Genomic DNA, 16,809 nt, shown 5'->3' on the forward strand with positions numbered 1-16,809 from the left:
AGGATTCGTCATGTCCCTGGAGATCACCAAGATCACCGCGAACATCGGCGCCCGGGTCTCGGGCGTCGACATCTCCCGGCCCCTCGACACGGAGACCGCCGCGGCCGTCCGCGAGGCCCTGAACACGCACAAGGCGCTCGTCTTCGACGACGTGAACCTCGACGACGACAGCCACCAGGCGTTCGTCCGCACCTTCGGCGAGGTCACCACCGCGCACCCGACGGTCTCCTCGATCGACGGCGTCCCGAACGTCCTGCCGGTGGACAGCGAGCGGGGCCGGGCCGCCAACCACTGGCACACCGACGTGACCTTCGTCCTCAACCCGCCCCAGGCCACCACCCTGCGCTCGATCACGCTCCCGCCGTACGGCGGCGAGACCCTGATCGCCAGTTCGGCCGCCGCCTACCGGCAACTGCCGGAGCCGCTGCGCCGGCTGGCCGACACCCTGTGGGCAGAACACACCAACGACTACGACTACGCCGTCCCCGACGAGGAGATCGACGAGCAGCAGGCCGCCCAGCGCGCCCAGTTCACGTCGATCAAGTACCGCACGGTCCACCCGGTGGTCCGCGTCCACCCGCTGACCGGCGAACGCGGCCTGTACATCGGCGGATTCGCGCAGCGCGTGGTCGGACTTTCACCGTCCGAGTCCCGCCGGGTCCTCGACCTGCTCCAGGCGTACGTCACCCGTCCCGAGAACATCCTGCGCCACCGCTGGTCGCCGAACCAGCTGGTCATCTTCGACAACCGGATCACCCAGCACTACGCCATCGACAACTACGACGGCCTGCCGCGCCGGCTGCACCGGGTGACTCTCGCCGGGGACGTCCCGGTGGGCATCGAGGGCAAGGAGAGCTACTCGATCGAGGGGGACGCCTCGCACTACACGTCCGTGGCGGCGTGAGCACGGGCGGTCACTAGCGGGTCCGGATACTGGGCGGCCTCCCCCTCGCGGGCGGGAGGCCGCCCAGACTGTGGGCGTTTTTGCCCACCTCACGCATTGGACGAGCCGCGCCCATGCCGCACCGCAGCACCCCGGTCACCGCACCGCCCCCGACCCGGGACGACGACGCCGTCCCGGGCTCCCACGGCCTCAAGCAGCGCCATCTGTCGATGATCGCCCTGGGCGGGGTGATCGGCGCGGGCCTGTTCGTGGGCTCCGGGTCGGCGATCGCCGCCGCGGGCCCGTCCGTGGTCGTCGCCTACACCGTCTCCGGGCTCCTCGTGATGCTGGTGATGCGGATGCTGGGCGAGATGTCGGCCGCGTACCCCTCGTCGGGTTCCTTCTCGGCGCACGCCGAGCGGGCGATCGGGCCGTGGGCGGGGTTCACGGCGGGCTGGTCGTTCTGGGTGCTGCTGTGCACGGCGGTGGGCCTGGAGGGCATCGGTGCCGCGAAGATCGTGACGGGCTGGCTGCCGGGCACTCCGGAGTGGGCCTGGGTGGCCCTGTTCATGGTGGTCTTCTGCGCGACGAACCTGGCGGCGGTGCGCAGCTTCGGCGAGTTCGAGTTCTGGTTCGCGGCCCTGAAGGTCGGCGCGATCGGCCTCTTCCTGGTGCTCGGCGTGCTGGCGGTCGCCGGTGTGCTGCCCGGCACGGACTCCCCCGGCGCCTCGAACCTCACCGACTTCCTCCCGCACGGCGGCCAGGGCCTGGTCATCGGCCTGCTGGCCTCGGTCTTCGCGTACGGCGGCCTGGAGACGGTGACCATCGCGGCCGCCGAGTCCGAGGACCCGGTCCGGGGCGTGGCCGGCGCGGTCCGCACCGCCATGTGGCGCATCGCCCTCTTCTACGTCGGCTCGATGGCGGTCGTCGTCACCCTGGTCCCCTGGGACTCCCCGGAGGTCGTGGCGAAGGGCCCGTACGTCGCCGCCCTGGACCACCTGGGCATCCCCGGCGCCGGCCAGGTGATGAACGTGGTCGTGCTGGTCGCGCTGCTCTCCGCGATGAACGCCAACGTCTACGGCTCCTCGCGCATCGCCCACTCCCTGGTGCGGCGGGGCCACGGGCCCGGGGCGCTGGCGAGGGTGTCGGGCGGTGTGCCCCGGACCGCCGTCCTGACCTCCTGCTTCTTCGGGTTCGGGTGCGTGGTGCTCAGCTACTGGCGCCCCGACGACGTCTTCCCCTGGCTGCTGAACATGATCGGCGGGGTGATCCTGGTGGTCTGGATCTTCATCGCCGTCTCCCAGCTGCTGCTGCGCCGCCGGCTGGTCCGGGAGTCCCCCGAGAGGCTGGTGGTGCGCATGTGGGCGTTCCCGTACCTGACCTGGCTGGCGCTGGCGGGCATGGCGGCGGTCCTCGTCCTGATGGCCCGTGAGCCGGACACCCGCGTGCAGCTGTACTACACCGGCGGGATGACGGCCGTCCTGGCGGCGGTGGGCCGGGCGCGGCAGCGCCGTCGCACGGACCGTGCGGGGGGAGCCCCCGCGAGGACGTGACTCGCGGGGGCTCCGCCGCGTTCCGGGACGTCAGACCAGGTTGCTGAAGTCGGGGCCCTTGGTGCGGGTGCGCTTGATCTCGTAGAAGCCGGGGACGGAGGCGACGGCGACGGTGCCGTCCCACAGGCGGGCCGCCTCCTCGCCCTTGGGGGCGGGGGTGACGACCGGGCCGAAGAAGGCGATCTGCTCACCGTCGGGGCCGGGGACCGCGATGACCGGGGTGCCGACGTCCTGGCCGACCTTGTCGATGCCCTCCTTGTGGGAGGCGCGCAGCTGGGCGTCGAACTCGAAGTCCTCCTGCTCGGCGTAGTCGATCAGGTCGGCGGGCAGGCCGACGTCCGCGAGGGCGCCCGCGATGGCCTCCAGGGTCGGGCCCTCGCCGTTGTTGTGGATGCGGGTGCCGAGCGCGGTGTACAGCGGGCCGAGGATGTCCGAGCCGTGCTTCTGCCAGGCCGCGGTGACCACGCGGATCGGCTTCCACGCCTTGGTCTCCAGCAGCTCGCGGTACTCCTCGGGGAGCTCGTCCAGCTTGGGCTCGTTGAGCACCGCCAGGCTCATGATGTGCCAGTGGACCTCGATGTCGCGGACCTTCTCCACCTCCAGGACCCACCGGGAGGTCATCCAGGCCCAGGGGCAGAGCGGGTCGAACCAGAAGTCGACGGGGGTCTTGCCGGAGCCGGTCTCGGTCTCGGACATGCTTCTCCTCGGAATACAGGCCTTTTCCAGCGGCAACACCGGCACCGCCGACCCCATTCCCGCTACCCGCTGTCAGGAGCGCATGGCAGGATCGGTGCTGTTCCGGCGTACCGACAACGGTGTGTATCGACGACGAGGGAGTACCGCCCGTGCCCGGTGAGAATCTGTCCCGCGACGAGGCCCGGGAGCGGGCCGCCCTGCTGTCCGTCGACGGGTACGACGTGTCGCTGGACGTGCGGTCGGCCGTCGGCGAGGACGGCGGCGAGCCCCGGACCTTCCGCTCGGTGACCACGATCCGCTTCCGCTGCAACGAGCCGGGCGCGGCGAGCTTCGCCGACCTGATCGCGCCCTCGGTGACCGCCGTGACGCTCAACGGCAAGGACCTCGACCCGGGCGAGGTCTTCGACGGCACCCGGATCGCCCTGGAGGACCTGGCCGCGGAGAACGAGCTGGTGGTGGACGCGCAGTGCGCCTACTCCCGTACCGGCGAGGGCCTGCACCGCTTCGTCGACCCCGAGGACGGCGAGGTCTACCTCTACACGCAGTACGAGCCGGCCGACTCCCGCCGGGTCTTCGCGGGCTTCGAGCAGCCGGACCTCAAGGCGCCGTTCCGCTTCGAGGTGCGGGCGCCCGAGGGGTGGCCGGTGTGGAGCAACGGCGCCGGTGAACTCGCGGACGGCGTCTGGCGGTTCGCGGAGACGAAGCCGATCTCGACGTACATCACCTGCGTGGTGGCGGGCCCGTACCACTACGTGACGGACTCGTACACGCGCACCCTGCCCGACGGCACGGTCCTCGACATCCCGCTCGGCGCCCTGTGCCGCAAGGGCCTCGCCCCCTACTTCGACACCGACGACGTCTTCCTGGTCACCAAGCAGGGCCTGGACTTCTTCCACGACCACTTCGACTACCCGTACCCGTTCGGGAAGTACGACCAGGCGTTCGTGCCCGAGTACAACCTGGGCGCGATGGAGAACCCGGGCCTGGTGACCTTCCGGGAGGAGTACATCTTCCGGGGCAAGGTGACGCAGGCGTCGTACGAGGCGCGGGCCAACGTCATCCTGCACGAGATGGCGCACATGTGGTTCGGCGACCTGGTCACCATGGTGTGGTGGGACGACCTGTGGCTGAAGGAGTCCTTCGCGGACTTCATGGGCACCTTCGCGAACGTCGGCGCGACCCGCTTCGAGAACGCGTGGACCACCTTCGCCAACCGGCGCAAGGCCTGGGCGTACCGCGCCGACCAGCTGCCCTCCACCCACCCGGTCACGGCCGACATCCGCGACCTCCAGGACGCCAAGCTCAACTTCGACGGCATCACGTACGCGAAGGGCGCGAGCGTCCTGAAGCAGCTCGTCGCGTACGTCGGCCAGGACGCGTTCCTGGAGGGCGCCCGCCGCTACTTCAAGCGCAACGCGTACGGCAACACCCGGCTCGGCGACCTGCTGTCGGTCCTGGAGGAGACCAGCGGCCGGGACATGGGCGCCTGGGCGGGCAAGTGGCTGCAGACGGCCGGGGTGAACTCGCTGACCCCGCAGTTCCTGCTGGACGCGGACGGCAGGATCGCGGAGCTGGCGGTGGTGCAGGAGGCCGCGGAGTCCCATCCCGAGCTGCGCCCGCACCGGGTGGCGGTCGGCCTGTACCGGGTGACGGACGGCGCGCTGGTCAGGTACGCGCGCGCCGAGGCGGACGTCGACGGCCCGCGTACGGTGATCGCCGAGCTGGCCGGCGCCGAGGCGCCGGAGCTGGTGCTGGTCAACGACGACGACCTGACGTACTGCAAGATCCGCTTCGACGAGACCTCGCTGGCCACCCTCCGGGACCGGCTGGGCGCCCTCACCGACCCGCTGGCCCGTGCCCTGTGCTGGTCGGCGCTGTGGAACCTGACCCGGGACGGGCTGCTGCCCGCGCGGGACTTCGTCGACCTGGTGCTGCGGTTCGCGGGCCGTGAGTCGGACATCGGCGTGCTCCAGATGCTCCAGGCGTGGGCGGAGTCCGCGCTGGTGCACTACGTGGCGCCGGGGTGGCGGGAGACCGCCGGGCGGCGGCTCGCCGAGGGCGCCCTGCGGGAACTGCGGCAGGCGGCCCCGGGCAGCGAGCACCAGCTGGCCTGGGCACGCTTCTTCGCGTCGACGGCGACGGACGGGGCCGACCTGCGGCTGCTCCGGGAACTGCTGGACGGCACGGCCGTGATCGAGGGCCTGGACGTGGACCAGGAGCTGCGCTGGGCGTTCCTCGAACCCCTCGCGGCGCACGGCGCGGCCGACGAGCCGGTGCTCGCCGCCGAACTGGCCCGGGACGACACCGCGTCCGGCCGGCGCCACCAGGTGCGCTGCCTGGCCGCCCGCCCCTCGGCGGCCGTGAAGGCGCAGGCCTGGGCGCAGGTCGTGGAGTCGGAGGCGCTGTCCAACGCGCTGGTGGAGGCGACGATCACGGGCTTCGCCCAGCCGTCCCGGCGGGACCTGCTCGCGCCGTACGCCGACAGGTACTTCGAGGCGATCGCCCGGGTCTGGGAGAACCGTTCGATCCAGATCGGCATGGACGTGGTGCGCGGCCTGTACCCCTCCCTCCAGGACCGCCCGGAGACGCTGGAGGCGACGGACGCCTGGCTGGCGGCGCACGCGGACGCGCCCCCGGCACTGCGCCGGCTGGTCCTGGAGGCCCGGGACGACCTGGCGCGGGCGCTGCGCGGACAGGAGTGCGACGCACGGGCCGGCGAGGCCTCCGGGAGCTGACCTCCGGAGCGGATCTTTGGCCAACGGTCGCTCGCCGGGTGACCGTTACGCAATTCAGTCAATCATGCCCGTAACCCCTGGTCCCCACCCATCCGGACCAGGGGTTTTCGGCGCCTTTTCGGCACCCGAACACCCGTCCTTTAGTCCCGTGTTGTCCGCATTCATCGACGAACGTGTAACACCGGTTAAGGACCGGTCCCGGCCCGGGAATCCCGAGGCCATGACCCACAACACCCCGCTCTCCCCCCGCCCCCTCCGCCACCTCTCCGACGTCCACCGCCGGGTGCTGACGACGGCCCAGCTCCGCTCCCACGGCGTGCCGGCCACCGAGATCGCCGAGCAGTGCCGGCCGGGCGGCCCCTGGCAACAACTGCTCCCAGGGGTGGTCATGCTCCACCCCGGGCCGGCCACCAGCGAGGAACGCCTGCACGGCGCCCTGCTGTTCGCGGCGCGCGAGCCGGCCCCGGGCGTCCCCGCCCAGCCGGGCGCCGACTCCCCCCACCGTCCGGTCTACCCGGACGTGATGATCACCGGCCTGGCGGCGCTCACCCTGCACGGCTTCTCCGCCACCCCGCCGCTGCTCGCCCTGGACCACATCGACGTGCTGGTCCCCCGGATGCGCCGGCTGCGCTCGACCTCCTACGTCCGTGTGCTCCGCACGTCGGCGCCGCCGACCCCCGAACCGGTGACCGGCCTCCCGGTCGCCCCGGTGCCGCGGGCCCTCGCGGACGCGGTCGCGGACCTCACCGACGCGGAGTCGGTACGCCGGCTGCTGACCGAGGCGGTGCGTGGCCGGCACTGCGAACCGGCGGCGGTGGTGCGGGAGCTGAACCTGGCGAAGCTGCTCTCGCGGCCCCATGTGGTCGACGCGGTGGACGCGCTCGTCGCCGAGGGCCGGGCCATCGCCGAGGACCGCCTCTACCGGATGGTCCAGGAGCACGGCCTCCCGGACCCGGTCTGGAACGTCGACCTGCGGCTGCCGGGCGGCCCGCACCTCGGTGGCGTGGACGCCTACTGGCCCGACCACGCGGTCGCCGTCGAACTGGACATGCGCGCTCCGCGCCAGGACGACGACGCCCTGTGGTCCGAGTACGCCCGCAAGCGCGAGCACCTGGAACGGCTCGGCATCACGGTCGTCCACATGACCCCGCGCAAGCTCCGCGAGTCGGCGGAACAACAGGCGGCGGTGATCCGCACGGCCCTGATGGCGGCGAACGACCGCGACCCGGCGGCGTACGTGGTGGTACTGCCCCGGTAGCCGGGGGGAGTCCGGGCGGGCAGGCAGGGGACGCCGGTTCGGAGGGGAGCCGACGACCCTGCCCCGCGACGCGGACAGCAACGCCCGGAGCGCCGGCCTCACCGCGGCCCCGGCGGGAGCGCAGGAGGGCCGGGTCGGAAGACCGGCCGCCGGGTCGGAAGACCGGCCGCCGGGTCGGGAGACCGGGTGCCGGGTCGGGCCGTGGGTTCGGAGGGGGATCCACGGCCTTGCCCGGCGGGGGGGGAGACCGGACGGCGGGTGGGGCCGTCGGTTCCGAGGGGGGATCTTCCGGGAGGGATCCACGGCCTTGCCCGGCGTCCGGCGGCCCTGCCCCGGTGCACGGAGGGACCGGCGGTCCTGCCCTGTGGCTGGGGCGCGTTGGGGGCGGGGCGCCGGGGCTGGGGCACGTGGGTCAGTCGGGGTGGGGCACTCCGGTGGGGGTTGGAGACAGGCCGTGGGCGGCCAGGTGGGTGTCGATCTCGTGGACGCCGCCGGACCACCGGCGGCCGCCGGGTGGGTCGTTCGGCTGGCTCGCGTACATCTGCCGTAACGCCGGGGCCAGTTCGTTCGTCGCGGTGCCGTCGGGCAGGCTCCGCCACTCGGTGAAGGCGCGCTCCAGGCACAGCCGGGTCCGGGCGCCGTCCGGCCGGGGCGGATCGGCGTGGAAGCGGGCCGCGCTCAGCCACAGGCGCACGGCGAGGCGGCCGTCGCCGGTGAGGTGGGCGACGTGGGCGCGTACCTCGATCCAGTGGGTCGCCTCGGCGGACTTGGCGCCGTGCGACCGGACGGCGTGGTTCTCCAGGTGCCGGATGCCGTGCTCCGCCTCGGCGAGCCGGCCCAGCCGGGCGTCGCGCCAGATGCCGTCGTAGACGTCGTCGGCGGGAGCCGTCGCCAGTATCGGGTGTCGCAGCACCGGGTGCCGGCCGGCCCGGTCGGGACCCGGCGGGTCCGTCACGGCGGGTGCGCGCCGCGCGTCCCCGACCACCACGACGGCCACCCCCAGCATGATCATGAAGAGGCCGGGCCAGGCGGCCCCCGTCGGCAGCTGCCCCAGCCAGAGCCAGGCGACCAGCGCGGCCACCGGCGCCTCCAGCAGGAGCAGGACGCTGACCGCGGTGGCCGGGGCCCGCCCGAGGGCGAAGTTCAGCGAGAAGAGGCCCAGGAGCTGCGGCAGCAGGAGCAGCCCCAGCAGCGCGAACCAGGCCCGCGCGGTGAAGGTGACCGGCGCGGTACCGGTGACCAGGCACAGCAGCAGCATCTCCACGGTGCACACCGAGAAGCACAGCACCGAGTACATCGGCGTGCTGACGTCGGGGCGGGCCTCCTCGCTCAGCGCGGTGTAGCCGGCCAGCGCGACGGCGCCGAGGAGGGCGAGGACGTCGCCGGTCACCGCGTCGGCGCCGCCGTCGAGGTCGGCGCCGCTCGCAGCCATGGCACCGGCGACCGAGATCGCCAGCCCTGCCCACGCGGCCCGGGAGGGGCGCCGGCCCTGCGCGGTGGCGATGAGGGCCTGCCACACCGGCTGGGTGGCCACCAGCCCGGTCGCCATCGCGACGCTGGTCAGCTGGGCGCCGGTCATGAAGGTGGCGAAGTGGGCGGCCAGCGCGGTGCCCGCGGCCAGCCCGAACAGGACGGCCCGGCGCTGCTCCCGGCGGACCAGGCCGCGCTCCCCGCACCACACCCGGCGCACCTCACGGCGGCGCGCCAGCAGGAAGGCGGGGCCCAGGGTGAGCAGACCGAGGGCGTTGCGGCCGAACGCCAGCGCGAACGCGGGCGCCGCGGCATAGGCGGTGAGCGGGGCGGTGGCCGAGAAGGCGAGGACGGTGACCAGGACGGCGGCACCGGAGACCGCGTCCAGTTTCGTGCGCATGGTGGTGGATGAACCTCGGGTGGGACGGCGGGTGCTGAAGCCCACGCGAGAGCGCCGTGCGGGTAGGCACGGCTTTCCTCTCGCGGGAACTGATGCGATGTCAGCACACCGGCGCCGGGTCTGTGGATCATTGCCGCAGACACCCCGAACCGGGATACAGCAGCCTGTATCATGACCGGCGCTCGGGGGGCGCGGAAGGCGGTCTAGGGTGACCGGGATGAGCGACGACGGCTTCGTGACACTGCGCCCGGCCCGTGAGGACGACCTCCCCCTGCTGGAGCGGTTCCTCCTCGACCCCGAGGCGGCGAGCGGCTTCCAGTGGTTCGGCTGGCGGGACCTCGGCCGCTTCCGGCGCCGCTTCGCGGAGAACGGCCTGCTCGGACCGGACGGCGGTCAGCTGGTCGTCGACGCCGGCCCCGCGTCCGACGGCCCGTACGGGTTCGTGTCCTGGCACAGGCTGACGGCGGGCCCCATGGCGTACCACTGGGGCATGGGCATCGCGCTGGCCCCGGAGGCCCGCGGCCGGGGGATCGGCACGCGCGCCCAACTCCTCCTGGTGCGCTACCTGTTCGCACACACGCCGGTGCGGCGCGTCCAGGCGGAGACCGACCTGGAGAACATCGCCGAGCAGCGCGCCCTGGAGAAGGCGGGCTTCACCCGGGAGGGTGTGCTGCGCGGCAACGTGTTCCGGGACGGGCGGTGGCGGGACGGCGTCGTGTACGGCGTCCTGCGCGACGACCCGCTGCCCGGCTGACCGGCCCCCGCCCGCGGGGGCCGGCCGGTGCGGAGCTACTGCCCGGTGACGCCCGGGCGCAGTTCGTCGCGTACGTCGCCGGCGACCCGGTCGAGCAGGTCCGCGTACGCGGCGATCATCCTGGTGCGGCTGAACCGCTCGCGGCTCGCGGCCAGCGCCGGCGCGAAGGCCTCCCGGCCGGCCACCGCGGCCGTCCAGGCGAAGGCGATCGCGTCGGGGTCGAACGGCGTCACGAAGCCGTGCCCCTCGACGATCGACGCGCTGTCACCGACGTCCGTCGTCACCGGTACGGCTCCGCACATCATGCCCTCGATCAGGCACAGCGGCGCCGCCTCGCCGGAGACAGAGGTGAGGGCGACGACGTCGGAACCGGCGTAGACGGCCTCCATGTCGTGCCGTACGCCCAGCAGGTGGACGCGGTCGCCGAGGGCGGCCCGGTCGGCGCCGAAGGCGATCTCCATGTCGGCCCAGAGCGCGGGGTTGTCGTCGGTCATCCCCGCCCCGCACATGACGACGTGCCCGCCGCCCTCACGGGCCAGCCACGCCCGCGCCGCCCGCAGGAACAGCGGGACGTTCTTCATCCCGGCGTAGCGGGCGGCGAACACGACGACCGGGGCGCCCGCGGGGATCCCGAGGGACTCGCGGAAGGCGAGCCGCAGCGCCGCGTCCGGCCGGAAGCGCAGCAGGTCCACCCCGTTCGGGATCACGTGCAGCAGCTCACCGGGGATCCCGGCGGCCTCGTACGCGTCCCGCGTGGACTCCGCACAGCAGACGCAGGCCACGACCTTGCCGTCGGCGATGGCGGTCCTGAGCTCGTCCAGCGCCGGGCCCTGGTTCTCCGGGTCGGACCGGTGCAGGCAGACGACGACCGGGCGGCGCGGCAGCCCGCCCTGGTTGAGGAGCGCCAGCGGCTGCTCCTTCAGCGACAGGATGACGTCCGCGCCGGCCATGGCCCGCGCGGTATCGGCCAGCTCCGGCCCGCTGAAAACCGACGCCGCGACCGTGCCGTCCACGAGCCCGGCGGTACGGCCGAGGGAGGTCACGTCGATGCCGCCGGCGGTGAGGCCGCGGTAGCAGGCGTCATCCTCCATCCGCTGTGTGGTGGCTTCCCGGTGGACCTCACCGTGCAGACTCAGCACGCGATGCCACTGCTGTCCGCCCTCTACCAGGCCCAGCAGCACATCGCTGTGCACGATCCGGGCTCCCCCGGAGAAAAATCCCTCGTAGACCGAGAGCACACGAAGTCCGAGCCGAGCGCTCACACGACCACCAGCCTTGCACCAGATCGAGCCATCCCCGGGAACCGCGGGTTAGCCGATATGAGGCGGTACGGATGTTTCATCCGGATGAACGGGACGTCTCGTACCGGAGTCCGGTTCGTTTACACGGCGAGTGCCGGGACCGCTACCGCGAGCACCCCTCCCGGACGTCCACCGCCACCCGTCTGACCTGCGGTTTTACGGACCTGCGCGGAGCCGGTGGCGGGCCGGGGACCGACACCTCCGTCGGCAAAGAATCGGCAAGTGCCGCACCGGAACGTACGACGGTGTCAGCGGCCCCCGCGGTGGGCGTTGAGGCGGGCGGCCCGGCGGGTCAGGTGGTCGCGTTCGGCGAGATCGGTCGCCTTGCGGGCCGCCTCGGCGTACAGGCGGGCGGCCTTCTCGCGGTCACCGGCGCGTTCGTGCAGATGGGCGGCGACCGCGGTGTGCCGGGGCAGCGACTCGTCCAGTTCGGCGAGGGCCGCGAGCCCGGCCCCCGGTCCGTCGGCCTCGCCGACGGCCACGGCCCGGTTGAGCCGGACCACCGGGCTGTCGGTCAGCCGGGCGAGCTCGTCGTACCACTCGACGATCTGCACCCAGTCGGTCTCCTCGGCGGTGGGCGCGTCCGCGTGCAGGGCGGCGATCGCGGCCTGCGCCTGGAACTCGCCCAGGCGGTCGCGGGCCAGGGCCGGCTGGAGGATGCCGACGCCCTCGGCGATCAGGCGGGTGTCCCAGCGGCCGCGGTCCTGCTCGGCGAGGGGTACCAGGCTGCCGTCGGGTGCGGTCCGGGCGGCGCGCCGGGCGTGGTGGAGGAGCATGAGGGCGAGCAGCCCGGCCACCTCGGGGTGGTCGACCCGGGCGGCGAGCTGCCGGGTGAGCCGGACGGCCTCGGCGGCGAGGTCGACGTCGCCGGAGTAGCCCTCGTTGAAGACCAGGTAGAGCACGCGCAGCACGGTTCCGACGTCGCCGGGCCGGTCGAGACGGACGCCGGAGACGGTGCGCTTGGCCCGGCTGATGCGCTGGGCCATGGTCGCCTCGGGCACCAGGTAGGCGCGGGCGATCTGCCGGGTGGTGAGGCCGCCGACGGCCCGCAGGGTGAGGGCGACCGCGGCGGAGGGCGTGAGGGAGGGGTGCGCGCACAGGAAGTAGAGCTGGAGGGTGTCGTCGGAGGCGGGGACCGGGCCGGGCGGCGGCTCCTCGTCCACCCGGTCCTCGCGCCGGCGGCGGGCGGTGTCGGCGCGGGTCGCGTCGAGGTACCGCCGCCAGGCCACGGTGACCAGCCAGCCCTTCGGGTCCCGCGGTGGATCCGCCGGCCAGACCCGGATCGCCTCGACCAGGGCGTCCTGCACGGCGTCCTCGGCCGCCGCGAAGTCGGCTCCGCGGCGGACGAGGACGGTGAGCACGCCGGGCGTGAGGCTCCTGAGCAGGGCCTCATCCATGGGCGAGGCACTCCGGGACGGTGGGCGGCGCGGTCAGGAAGGGGCGTACCTCCAGCCACTCGTGGATCGGCCTGCCGCCCGCTCCGGGGGCCGCGGACAGTTCCCCGGCGAGTTCGACGGCGCGCTCGTGGCTGTCGACGTCGATGATCATCCAGCCGGCGATGAGGTCCTTGGTCTCGGCGAACGGGCCGTCGGTGACCGGCGGCCGTCCCTCGCCGTCGTACCGGACCCACTGCCCCTCCGGGGCCAGCGCCTGGCCGTCGACGAACTCGCCGCTCTTCTCCAGCCGGGCGGCGAAGTCGTTCATGTACTGCACGTGGGCCGAGATCTCCTCGGGGGTCCACCGGTCCATGGGCACGTCGTTGACCGCGGCCGGGGCGCCCCGGTAGTGCTTCAGCAGCAGGTACTTGGCCATGATGTTCTCCTCGGTGCCGGCACGGCCCATTGTGGCCGCCTTCACCCCTGGGACGGAGCCGGGCGCGGGTTCTCGACATCGCCGACGGATTTCCTTCCGGAGGTGTGCGGGCCGGTGGGTCAGCCGCCGCAGAACTCGGCCTCGACCACCGCGTCCGTGTCGCCGGTCCAGTCGGCGTTGTAGTTCACGGCCAGGGCGTGCCGGCCGTCCGCGGTGGTGGCCGCGTTGGAGGAGGAGCCGTGGATGCCGCCGTCGTGACCCCAGACGTGGACGCCGCACGGGAGGGTGACGTCGGCCAGTCCGAGGCCGTAGGCGGCGTTGGGGGCGCCGGGGATCGGGACGGTGGTCTTCATCTCCTTCAACTGGTGCGGCGGCAGCAGACGGCCGCGCAGCAGGGCCTCGTAGAAGCGGGTCAGGTCGGCGGACGTGGAGATCATCTCGCCCGCGGAGGAGGCCAGGGACGGGTTGAGCTCGGTCACGTCGTAGGTCGGGCCGGCCGCCGTCTCGGCCAGCTTGGAGTAGGCGCGGCTGCTGGGGCGCGGGAGGGTGGTGCGGGTGCCGGGGACGGAGGTGCCGGTGAGACGGAGGGGTCCGATCACCCGCCTCGTGATCTCCGCGGCGTAGGAGCGGCCGGTCACCGCCTTGATCACCATGCCCGCCAGGACGTAGTTGGTGTTGGAGTAGCCCCAGCCGGTGCCGGGTGCGAAGGCCGGTTCGTGCTTCATCGCGATCGCCACCAGCCCGGCCGGTGTCAGCGTGTCGTAGCGGTGCCGGAAGAAGCCGTCCTTGAGGAAGTACGCGCGGCCGAAGTCCTCGTCGTTCGTGTAGTTGAAGATGCCGCTGGTGTGGTTGAGGAGCTGCCGGACGGTGATCCGGCGGCCGTCGTTGCCGTTGCCGGTCACCACGCCCGGCAGCCACTTCGCCACGGTGTCGTCCAGGGACAGCCGGCCCTCCTCCTCCAGCTGGAGGAGGACCGTGGCCACGAAGGTCTTGGTGATGCTGCCGACCCGGTAGCGGTCGGCCGGTGACCGCGGGGCGCCGGTCGCCAGGTCGCCCACCCCCGCCGTGGCCGACCAGGTGCCGTGGGCGTCCCGGGCCGTGACCGTCGCGCCGGGCACACCGCCCCGGACCGCGGCCTCGACGGCCTCGCGGGTGGCCGGGTGCCCGGTGCCGGGCGGTGCCGCGAAGGCCGGTGCCGCCAGCGCTGCCGACAGGACCAGGGCGGTGGCGCCGACCAGCGTCGTACGTACGTGCATGTCTCCCCCAGCGGAGTCAACGGAGTCGTCGAACTCGGTCGGGGAAGGGGACCGCGCGCTGCTCGGCGGGGTTGCGCCGGCGTGGCCGGTTGAGCGGGTTTCAGCCCTTCTTGAGGACGAGTTCCGTGTTCCGGTCCCTCGCGTCGCCACCCAGGGCCCTGCTGGAACCGGGGGCGTTGAAGGCCAGTTCGCGGTAGAGGGCGGCGAGGCCGGTCTGGGAGAGGTCGGCGAAGTCGGTGCGGTGCGGGGCCGCCGACTCGATCAGCGTGGTGAACAGCGAGACCGTGCCGTCCTTGTTGTCCACCAGCTCGACGACACGGGCGAGTTGCGGGTGGTCGACGTGCGAGGCGGTGGTGACCTCCCAGAAGGAGTTGCCGTTCGACGCCTTGTGCGGGGTGATCAGGTTGCGGTGGATGTGGCCGTTCACCCAGGCCAGTACGTTGGCGTGGCGGTTGAGCAGGGTGACCAGCTCGGTGCCCGAGTGGCGGCGGTCGCCCGGATGGGCCGGGTCGGGGCGGGTGTTGGTCATCGTCTGGCTGGTGTGGTGGCTGAAGACGACCGCGTAGGAGTCCTTGTTCTCCCTCAGGGTCCTCTCCAGCCAGGCCAGTTGGACCGTTCCGATCGATCCGTCGTAGTGGCCGCCCGCGTCCGTCGTGTCCAGGCTGATGCCGATGACGTCGTCGGAGATGCGGAAGGCGTAGTACTGGGTGCCCGCCGCGAGGTTCGCGGACGAGTAGCCGTGCCCGACCGGGCCGAGACCCTGGTGAGCCGGGTCCAGATGGGCCTTCAGGTAGTCGGACGCCGTGTACGGGGCGCGCTTCTCGTCCGGCGTGACCGAACGCGCCGACCGGGCGTGCGCCTTCAGGAAGTCGCGGTAGCCGCTGCCCCGGGGATCCTGGGCGGTGCGGATGGAGTCCTGGAGTCTCTTCGCCTCGGCGTCGGTCACCGTCATCAGCTTCTTGCCGCCGATGGCCGCCTCGGCGAGGTACGGGTCGGCGCCCGAGCCGAAGCAGCCGAGCGGCAGGGCGTCGTGGTTGCCGACGGTCGAGTACCAGGGCAGGTTGAGGCCGGGGCTCCGGACCTCGCGGGTCGCGGCGGCGAGGAACCCCGCGAGGTGCGGGAAACCGAGCGCCTTGTCGCCGTCTCGGACGGCGGAGTCGGCCTGCCAGTACAGTTTCAGGCCGCTGTTCTGCACGCCCTCGTAGTGCGCGGGGTCCCCCGTGTTCGGGGTCATCCGGCCGCCGCTCATCACCTTCATGAACCACTCCAGCTCGGAGTGGGCGTTGTTGTCGGTGTTGTCGCCGGTCGTCATCACGAAGTGCAGCGGGGAGCCGGTGACCGGGGCGCCGCGCAGCGCGTTGACCCGCTCCACGAGCGAGATCGCGCCGGGCACGGTGAGCGCCTCGTGCGGACGCCAGGCGTGCGGGTCGTGGGCGCGCAGGTACTCCAGGCGCAGCGGGTGCTGCACGTCCATCAGGTGCAGGTCGGTGAACTGCACGAACGCGGCCAGTGCGGTACGGCGGCCGGCCCGGCCGGACTTGGCGGCGGCCAGGTCGGAGCGCAGCACGCGCTGCCAGCCGGCGCCGTCGCCGAGCCGCCGGTACCCGGAGCTGTTGCGGGGCGCGGCGACGGAGGCGAGCGTGGTGCCCTTGGTGTACGGCGCGAGGGGCGCCGCGGCGGCCTTGCGGCCCTCGGCGACCGGCTGCGGCTCCGCGGCGACGGCGGGACTGGCCTCGCTGTCGGTGGGGCGCAGGGCGAAGCCGACGCCCGCGGAGAGCGAGACGGCTCCGGCGGCGGTGAGCACGGTACGGCGGTTGATCTCCAGTGCCTCGCGGCCCTTGTGGGCCGCGGAGGTGGCGACAGAGCGTATGCGCGACATGGCGCGATCTCCCCGAGTACGAACGCGTCGGCAGTGGTCGCGGGCGATCGCTTCCGCGAACTTCCCGCTCACTCTGGATCGTTGGCACCGGGGATGACCTGCGCGTGAACGCGGCGGCAACGCGCAGCGCCGATCACCGTACGTGGATCAGGGGAGGTGGGGACCGGTCATGGACCGGATTGCGGACGGCCGGAGTCCGGCTACTCCGCGTTCATCTGCGCGGGTAGGGGAGGGTCCTTGGACCTTACGACTGCTCCTGTGCGAACCGCCCGGCGGCCGGCTTCTCCCGCCACAGCCGCAGGGCGACGTCGACCAGCCGGACGCGCCTCAGGTCCGCCACCGCGTCCAGGCCGTGCCAGGCGGCCATGTCGGTGGAACCGCCGACCTCGTGGCGCAGTTCGCCGCCGACGATCTCGCCGCTGTAGACGATCCGCACGCCGTGGTGGTCGGTGGTGCGGGACAGCAGGGTGCCGCGGACGAAGCGCTGCCGGAAGGAGTCGATGCCGAGCAGGCCGGTCACCTCGATGCGGTAGCCGGTCTCCTCCATGAGTTCGCGGCGGACGGTGTCGTAGGGGTCCTCGCCGTGGTCCATGCCACCGCCGGGCAGCACCCATTCGGGCGTGCCGTCGGGGGCGGGTGACCGGGCGAGCAGGATCTGTCCGTCACGGACGCACACGGCGTAGGCCGCCACCCTCAGCTTCTCGCGCACAGCGGCACGTTAGGCCCCCGCCCGGACGACGGCCACCGGGTTTCCCGCCGCACGGGCCGCCGGGCGACGGGCGGGCCGGGGGCTGGGGGGCGGGCCGGGGGCT

The 16,809-nt window shown here is 73.0% G+C and carries 13 protein-coding genes; 5 read left to right on the forward strand and 8 right to left on the reverse strand.

From position 1 onward, the window contains the following. The first annotated feature begins 10 nt into the window (after positions 1–10). Positions 11–904, forward strand: a complete 894-nt coding sequence (locus tag MB828_RS12925) for a TauD/TfdA dioxygenase family protein (RefSeq protein WP_133021902.1) — start codon at positions 11–13, stop codon at positions 902–904. A gap of 113 nt (positions 905–1,017) precedes the next feature. Continuing rightward, on the forward strand, positions 1,018–2,436 hold the full coding sequence (locus MB828_RS12930; protein WP_301648256.1) for an amino acid permease: 1,419 nt from the start codon (positions 1,018–1,020) through the stop codon (positions 2,434–2,436). Between the two features lie 30 nt (positions 2,437–2,466). On the opposite strand, the gene MB828_RS12935 is transcribed toward MB828_RS12930, so the two are convergent. Continuing rightward, entirely contained in the window at positions 2,467–3,132 is a 666-nt protein-coding gene (locus MB828_RS12935; protein ID WP_301648257.1) for a DsbA family protein, read from the reverse strand. 149 nt (positions 3,133–3,281) lie between these two features. Here MB828_RS12935 and pepN point away from each other — a divergent pair, with 149 nt between their 5' ends. Continuing rightward, positions 3,282–5,867, forward strand: a complete 2,586-nt coding sequence (pepN, locus tag MB828_RS12940) for an aminopeptidase N (protein WP_301648258.1) — start codon at positions 3,282–3,284, stop codon at positions 5,865–5,867. A 220-nt stretch (positions 5,868–6,087) separates the two neighbouring features. Further along, on the forward strand, positions 6,088–7,125 hold the full coding sequence (locus tag MB828_RS12945) for a hypothetical protein (protein WP_301648259.1): 1,038 nt from the start codon (positions 6,088–6,090) through the stop codon (positions 7,123–7,125). A gap of 412 nt (positions 7,126–7,537) precedes the next feature. On the opposite strand, the gene MB828_RS12950 is transcribed toward MB828_RS12945, so the two are convergent. Then, positions 7,538–8,995, reverse strand: coding sequence for a DMT family transporter (locus MB828_RS12950; protein WP_301648260.1), 1,458 nt, complete (start codon positions 8,993–8,995; stop codon positions 7,538–7,540). Positions 8,996–9,212: 217 nt separating this feature from the next. Between MB828_RS12950 and MB828_RS12955 the strand changes: the two genes are divergently transcribed. Further along, positions 9,213–9,749, forward strand: coding sequence for a GNAT family N-acetyltransferase (locus MB828_RS12955; protein ID WP_301648261.1), 537 nt, complete (start codon positions 9,213–9,215; stop codon positions 9,747–9,749). Between the two features lie 35 nt (positions 9,750–9,784). On the opposite strand, the gene MB828_RS12960 is transcribed toward MB828_RS12955, so the two are convergent. The 6 genes from MB828_RS12960 to MB828_RS12985 all read right to left on the reverse strand — a co-directional run bounded on the left by MB828_RS12960 (position 9,785) and on the right by MB828_RS12985 (position 16,706). After that, a complete protein-coding gene (locus MB828_RS12960) occupies positions 9,785–10,987 on the reverse strand; it encodes a glycosyltransferase (protein ID WP_133022343.1) in 1,203 nt (400 codons plus the stop codon). Positions 10,988–11,298: 311 nt separating this feature from the next. After that, positions 11,299–12,447, reverse strand: coding sequence for an RNA polymerase sigma factor (locus MB828_RS12965; RefSeq protein ID WP_301648262.1), 1,149 nt, complete (start codon positions 12,445–12,447; stop codon positions 11,299–11,301). Then, positions 12,440–12,862: a YciI family protein gene (locus MB828_RS12970; RefSeq protein WP_046733811.1), complete on the reverse strand. Its 423-nt coding sequence runs from the start codon at positions 12,860–12,862 to the stop codon at positions 12,440–12,442. The genes MB828_RS12965 and MB828_RS12970 overlap by 8 nt, the downstream gene beginning before the upstream one ends. 119 nt (positions 12,863–12,981) lie before the next feature. Beyond that, the gene (locus MB828_RS12975) at positions 12,982–14,118 is read right to left on the reverse strand and encodes a serine hydrolase domain-containing protein (RefSeq protein ID WP_301648263.1); all 1,137 of its coding nucleotides are present in this window, start codon (positions 14,116–14,118) and stop codon (positions 12,982–12,984) included. A gap of 100 nt (positions 14,119–14,218) precedes the next feature. Continuing rightward, positions 14,219–15,997 (reverse strand): TIGR03767 family metallophosphoesterase, encoded by a 1,779-nt coding sequence (locus tag MB828_RS12980; RefSeq protein ID WP_301648264.1) that lies wholly within the window; start codon positions 15,995–15,997, stop codon positions 14,219–14,221. 244 nt (positions 15,998–16,241) lie between these two features. Further along, complete coding sequence (locus MB828_RS12985) at positions 16,242–16,706, reverse strand: NUDIX hydrolase (protein ID WP_301648265.1); 465 nt, start codon at positions 16,704–16,706, stop codon at positions 16,242–16,244. Positions 16,707–16,809: the final 103 nt, after the last annotated feature.

Source organism: Streptomyces arenae (genome assembly GCF_022343545.1).
Lineage (GTDB): Bacteria > Actinomycetota > Actinomycetes > Streptomycetales > Streptomycetaceae > Streptomyces > Streptomyces humi.

Excerpts from the sequence above, each read along its gene's own strand:
- MB828_RS12925 (WP_133021902.1), top strand. The coding sequence starts at position 11 with ATGTCCCTGGAGATCACCAAGATCACCGCGAACATCGGCGCCCGGGTC.
- MB828_RS12930 (WP_301648256.1), top strand. The coding sequence starts at position 1,018 with ATGCCGCACCGCAGCACCCCGGTCACCGCACCGCCCCCGACCCGGGAC.
- MB828_RS12935 (WP_301648257.1), bottom strand. The coding sequence starts at position 3,132 with ATGTCCGAGACCGAGACCGGCTCCGGCAAGACCCCCGTCGACTTCTGG.
- MB828_RS12945 (WP_301648259.1), top strand. The coding sequence starts at position 6,088 with ATGACCCACAACACCCCGCTCTCCCCCCGCCCCCTCCGCCACCTCTCC.
- MB828_RS12950 (WP_301648260.1), bottom strand. The coding sequence starts at position 8,995 with ATGCGCACGAAACTGGACGCGGTCTCCGGTGCCGCCGTCCTGGTCACC.
- MB828_RS12955 (WP_301648261.1), top strand. The coding sequence starts at position 9,213 with ATGAGCGACGACGGCTTCGTGACACTGCGCCCGGCCCGTGAGGACGAC.
- MB828_RS12965 (WP_301648262.1), bottom strand. The coding sequence starts at position 12,447 with ATGGATGAGGCCCTGCTCAGGAGCCTCACGCCCGGCGTGCTCACCGTC.
- MB828_RS12970 (WP_046733811.1), bottom strand. The coding sequence starts at position 12,862 with ATGGCCAAGTACCTGCTGCTGAAGCACTACCGGGGCGCCCCGGCCGCG.
- MB828_RS12975 (WP_301648263.1), bottom strand. The coding sequence starts at position 14,118 with ATGCACGTACGTACGACGCTGGTCGGCGCCACCGCCCTGGTCCTGTCG.
- MB828_RS12980 (WP_301648264.1), bottom strand. The coding sequence starts at position 15,997 with ATGTCGCGCATACGCTCTGTCGCCACCTCCGCGGCCCACAAGGGCCGC.